The organism is Mycolicibacterium vinylchloridicum, assembly GCF_013404075.1.
Taxonomy (GTDB): Bacteria; Actinomycetota; Actinomycetes; order Mycobacteriales; family Mycobacteriaceae; genus Mycobacterium; species Mycobacterium vinylchloridicum.
Genome location: NZ_JACBJQ010000125.1, coordinates 1 through 4,794 on the forward strand (window position 1 = coordinate 1; position 4,794 = coordinate 4,794).

A 4,794-nucleotide genomic window follows, 5' to 3' on the forward strand; every position below is an offset into this window, starting at 1 on the left:
CCTTCCCAACCAGCGCGTCAACGCCGGTCTTGATCAGAGAACCTTGGACTTCAGATCATCCCCGGGAAGGTGCGCCCACTTTCATGCCGCCCCACCGAGGGTCATCCACAGGTTCTGATCATTGCTCAGTAGGAGATGCGGAAGAGCGTCGTTGGCGAGGACCCCTCGCTGTATTGCGTAAGTGCGATCAGTGCGCGGTCGAGGCCAAGCCCGACGACCGCGACTACAGCCGCAGCGACACGTCGGCTCGGCCGACGAGACCACAGGGCGACAACGAGAATGAAGTACACCTCGAGTCCGAGTACCAGGGCCCAAGACAGCCAGGACGGCACATTCATTCGATAGGCGAAGAAGTACGCGGGCAGGGTAGGCAGCAGCAGAGCCGCGCTGATCGCGGCCTGAACCGCGGGCGGTTGTGCGTACACTCCCCGCACCGCGGGGGGCTCGGTTGTGTATCGCGGTGGCCACGCCGGTGCCTCCTCGTCATCAACTCAGAATCGCCAGCCGGCGGGGGCTGGGGGCCACGAGGGGTCGGGTCGCCAGTCGGCGGGCGGCTGCCAATTGCGCGGAGGGACCGGCCAGCCCGGTGGAGCGTTGAATCGCGTCGGCATCACGGACCCTTTCGGTCGCCGTTGATGCCGAGCGTAGTACCGGCACCCTCAGTTTGCCTCTGGGACTTGCAGATTCGGGAGTCAGAGCCATTGTATGGATGTCATTCGTTCGGACGACGAGAACCAGGGGCGATTGTGGCAGCATTGGTGCGCGCATGCGTTAGCGGGTCTCGGTCGATTCACTCGCATACGGAAGAACAGGACGGAATCCCATCGGGCATCGTCATATTCATCGGGTTCTTGGCAGTGGTCGGGAGGATCGCTTCTCAGCGGATGAAGCGTGCACAGGCGTAGTCGTGACGCTTTAATACTCGGCGTAGATCGATAGGCGCGAGCCGCGCCGAAAGATACTGGCATTAAACGGAACTAGTATCTTTGGTAACCAACCCTAGATCCTTCACTTTCACGGAGGTGCGACAAGGAATGCGCTTCAATCCTCCACCGGGCTGGCCAGTGCCGCATCCTAACTGGGAGCCACCATCTGGGTGGAATCCGGATCCGGCCTGGCCGCCGGCACCAGCTGACTGGCAGTTTTGGATTCAAGATGCTAGACGCCCTGTCGGGAATCATCGGCCGACGCTAGGTAGTGGCTCACCAACCGGCCGTTCGTCGCGGTGGCGTCGGTGGGGTATCGCGGCCGCTGTCGCCTTGTTGGTGGCCGGCGGGGCGGGCGGGCTGTTTGGTTGGCTCCGATATCAGAACGAGCAGGAAATGGTTTCCTCGCTCACCACGATTGACGTTCAAGACACGAAGTACACCGGCATCGACGACGTGACCACGGCACCGGACGGGACGCTGTACGTTCTGACCGGTGCCGGGGATCACCTCAGTCCAGACGACATCGCGGTCTTGAAAGTCGACCCGGCCACGGGGTCGTCGCAAGCGCTTCCTGTTCCACCGGACGCATTTCCCAGTTCCCGCGGGATGTTTTCGCGTTCGCTGGCGGTCGGGTCGGACGGATCCGTGTTCACCGGGTCACATCTTTGGAATCCACACACTGGAACTACCCAGCACGTCACCTCTGAGAAGGTTGATTACGCGGCCATAGACGCGCGCGGTCAGCTCGCCTACACCGTGTCGGTCGAGGACAAGAACAACAACTATCGAGCGACCACGACTGTGTACCGCAAATCGGGAGCGGGCGAGCCCCACGTTCTCGCTACGATTCCTGGCTCCGCCCAGGGGCTCGCAGCTGATTCGACTTCGCACGTCCTGCTCCACGTCGACGCGACTATTGGCTGGGGTGTGAAGCCAAAGATCCTGCGCATCTCCGACGACGGCGGTCTCGAGACCCTCCAGATCGACGACATCGACTCGAGCTCCGGCATTGCTTTCGATAATGCGGGAAGGCTCGTGTACGTCTGCGCCGATCAACATGCCATGTGTTCACGGGAGTTGAATGCGACGAGCTCGACAAGGCTGGAGTTCACGAATGTGCGCCCTATGTGGACCTCCGATGAAGCCGTGCGAGTCTCCGGCCTCGACCCCATCTCCTGGCTACCACAGGGGAAAGCGCTCGCGGTGACAACCGTTCGGGGGAGACGGGTCGTTGTCGTCACCCAGCCATAGGCGCTGAGACGGTCTTCTATTCTCCGAGATCGACCTGAAGCGGTGTTTGTTAGCCTGGCGCGGTGTTGGGAGCACGCACCGTCCTGTCCGGCGCCGTCCTTGTTGTGGTGTCGGCGGCGACAGCTTTTGCGGCAGGCCCGGCACAGGCTCACGCCGCCGGTGATCTGGCCGGCCGAGTGGTGGTCCTCGACCCCGGGCACAGTGGGCTGTACGAGTCGTCACTGACCAGCCAGGTACCCACAGGCCGAGGCGGCACCAAGGATTGCCAAACCAGCGGCACCACAACAAATGACGGTTATCCCGAGCACGCCTTCAACTGGGCGGTGGTCACCGATATCCAGAGGCTGCTCAACGACAAAGGCGTACGCACCATTCTCTCGCGCCCCGACGACGCTTCACTGGGGCCGTGCGTCGACCAGCGGGCCGCAGCGGCCAACGCCCAACAGCCCGATGCGATCGTCAGCATCCACGCCGACGGCGGCCCACAGTCGGGCCACGGGTTCCACGTCAACTACTCCGCACCCCCACTGAACGACGCGCAGGCTGGTCCTTCGGTGCGGTTAGCTACGACAATGCGCGACGTTATTGTGGCCAACGGCCTGCAGCCGTCGACCTACATCGGCTCCGGCGGACTGTTCGGCCGCAGCGACTTGGCCGGCCTCAACTTGGCCCAATACCCCGCCGTACTCGTCGAATTGGGAAATATGCGCAACGCCGACGATGCCGCAACGATGGAGTCTGCCGACGGGCGCGCGCGGTACGCCGCTGCCGTCGCGTCCGGCATCGAGACCTACCTGGCGGCGTTACCTCAATAGGGTCGGCTGGCCGCAAAAAACAACAGCGGTACAACATAGATCAGGAGTACGGCTGCCATGGACAGGTAGCCAATCACCAGACCCGCGACCGCGAGTCCCTTGCCTTCTTCGCCGGTGCGATTGATTTGTGAGACGGCGATGTGCCCAAAGATGATTCCGAGAATGCCCATGCACAAGAGCGAACATATGAACGATGCGACGGCCATTCCGTTCGTCCCGCGGACCACGACTGGCACCGGGTAGCCCACGGCGACGGGTGGTGGATAAACCACGGGCTGAGGCACCGGGTCGGGATAGCGGAGTGCGCCGCCCGGTTCGGGCGCCGACGGCGGCGGATACCCGATATTGGGCGAACCGTATGCCGGTGCGGGCGGGTAGGACGTCCCATAGCTGGCGGCCGGGTAGGCCGGTGGGGGCTCCTCGGCGTGACCCCCGACTGTGAAGCCCGCGCCGAACCGGCTTGGTGGTAGCGCCGGCCCCTGGCCTTCAACGGAGTTGGGATCTTGATCCGTCATCGACCATCAGTCTCCGAACTTGGTTGGCACGCTTGGCGTCTCATGGCTGTGAGAGCCGCTGGATGCCCCGATGGAGCTGCAAACCGGCGTAGATGAGGAACGCGGCGGTCGCCACGTCGATGAGCAGCACGAGGACCAGAACCGGTGCCGGTTCCACATACACATGGAGATAGCGAGCCAAGCTGTGGTCAGCAGCCAACGTCGTCACCGTTACCAACGCCCGCCACAACATGACGATGGCGCCCACAAGGCAGATCCCGAACTCGAGGAACTGGTGCGACAGACGGGTGCCGAGCGCGAGGTATGAGTAGCCGATCGCTGCCCACACCGCGAGGATGAGCAGCGTTGAGAGGAAGGTCGACGGGATCAATCCGAGCAGGATGCTCAAGACGACGCCGCCGGCGAACGTCGCAAACACAAACGGGTCGGGGGACCGGCCGCGGAGGTTATGGAACCACGGCTGACGGAAGAGTTCGCCGCGCACACCGCGCTCCATCAGACGGATCACGAACGAATCTCTGGCCGGGCCGGGCGCGTGCGAGCCGTATGAGGGCCGCGGCGCCTGGGGTGGCGGATATGCCGGTGGGTAGCCGGCCGCCGGTGGCGTCACCGCCGGATATGGCGTTGCCACCGGATAGGGCGTCGCGGTCGGATACGGCGTCGCGGGCGGCTGGCCGGCCCCGAAATGCTGCTGGGCCTGCTGGTGGTAGTCGGCGTGCGGCTGGCTGATCCTCGGCGTCGAATGACCTGACCCGATGACGGGCATCGACTGCTGATTCGGGATGGTGTGACCAGGGGCGGGGCCGGTGTTGCTCGGCGAGGCGCCTGCGCCCGGGTTCGGATAACTGTCACCCCAGGTGGGTTCGTCGTCGTCAGCCATCGCTACCTGTAACTTTCATCCCGACCGCAGTATCGCGTTCAGTAAACCGTAAGCCACATGGGCCAGCCGAGGGTGGACGACGATTCATCCGTTCGGCCGACAACGCCGAAGCTTGCCGCCGGTCAGTGCCGGTCACACGTGTCTCCCCCGACGTCGCCGATATGGTCGTTCAGCCAGGAGGTCATTCGGGTGAGGACGGCGGTGCCGTCACCGAAGCCGCCCGAGTCAGGGACCGCAGCCACCGCCACCACCACCTGACCGGTCGGCGTGTCGATGATCCCGTACTGGCGTACCAGGTAGCGCCCGTCAGTACCCGGCCCCCAACCACCCTTGAACTTTGCCCCGCCGATCGTCCCCAGCCCCCACCGCTGCCCGGATACAACGTCGCCCATAAGATCCAGCAC

Annotated in this window: 5 protein-coding genes and 1 pseudogene; 2 read left to right on the forward strand and 4 right to left on the reverse strand. The window is 63.9% G+C overall.

Annotation, left to right across the window (positions count from 1 at the left end):
- Window positions 1-125: 125 nt before the first annotated feature.
- Window positions 126-425 carry a hypothetical protein gene (locus tag HPC46_RS33685; RefSeq protein WP_179476330.1) on the reverse strand — a complete coding sequence of 100 codons (300 nt, stop codon included), beginning with the start codon at window positions 423-425 and terminating at the stop codon, window positions 126-128.
- Window positions 426-1,259: 834 nt separating this feature from the next.
- Between HPC46_RS33685 and HPC46_RS33690 the strand changes: the two genes are divergently transcribed.
- A complete protein-coding gene (locus tag HPC46_RS33690; RefSeq protein WP_179476331.1) occupies window positions 1,260-2,180 on the forward strand; it encodes an NHL repeat-containing protein in 921 nt (306 codons plus the stop codon).
- A 65-nt stretch (window positions 2,181-2,245) separates the two neighbouring features.
- Window positions 2,246-2,995 (forward strand): Rv3717 family N-acetylmuramoyl-L-alanine amidase, encoded by a 750-nt coding sequence (locus tag HPC46_RS33695; protein ID WP_218894943.1) that lies wholly within the window; start codon window positions 2,246-2,248, stop codon window positions 2,993-2,995.
- Here HPC46_RS33695 and HPC46_RS33700 read toward each other — a convergent pair.
- The 3 genes and pseudogenes from HPC46_RS33700 to HPC46_RS33710 form a co-directional block, all read right to left on the reverse strand.
- Window positions 2,989-3,510, reverse strand: a complete 522-nt coding sequence (locus HPC46_RS33700; protein ID WP_179476333.1) for a DUF4190 domain-containing protein — start codon at window positions 3,508-3,510, stop codon at window positions 2,989-2,991. The two genes, HPC46_RS33695 and HPC46_RS33700, sit on opposite strands and share 7 nt — an antisense overlap.
- Window positions 3,511-3,550: 40 nt before the next feature.
- Entirely contained in the window at window positions 3,551-4,390 is an 840-nt protein-coding gene (locus tag HPC46_RS33705; RefSeq protein WP_179476334.1) for a hypothetical protein, read from the reverse strand.
- A gap of 122 nt (window positions 4,391-4,512) precedes the next feature.
- Window positions 4,513-4,794: pseudogene (locus HPC46_RS33710) on the reverse strand (hypothetical protein); the annotation flags it as partial.

What these genes read in the sequence shown, in the direction of transcription:
- HPC46_RS33700 (WP_179476333.1), bottom strand. Translation starts at nt 3,510, where the DNA reads ATGACGGATCAAGATCCCAACTCCGTTGAAGGCCAGGGGCCGGCGCTA.
- HPC46_RS33705 (WP_179476334.1), bottom strand. Translation starts at nt 4,390, where the DNA reads ATGGCTGACGACGACGAACCCACCTGGGGTGACAGTTATCCGAACCCG.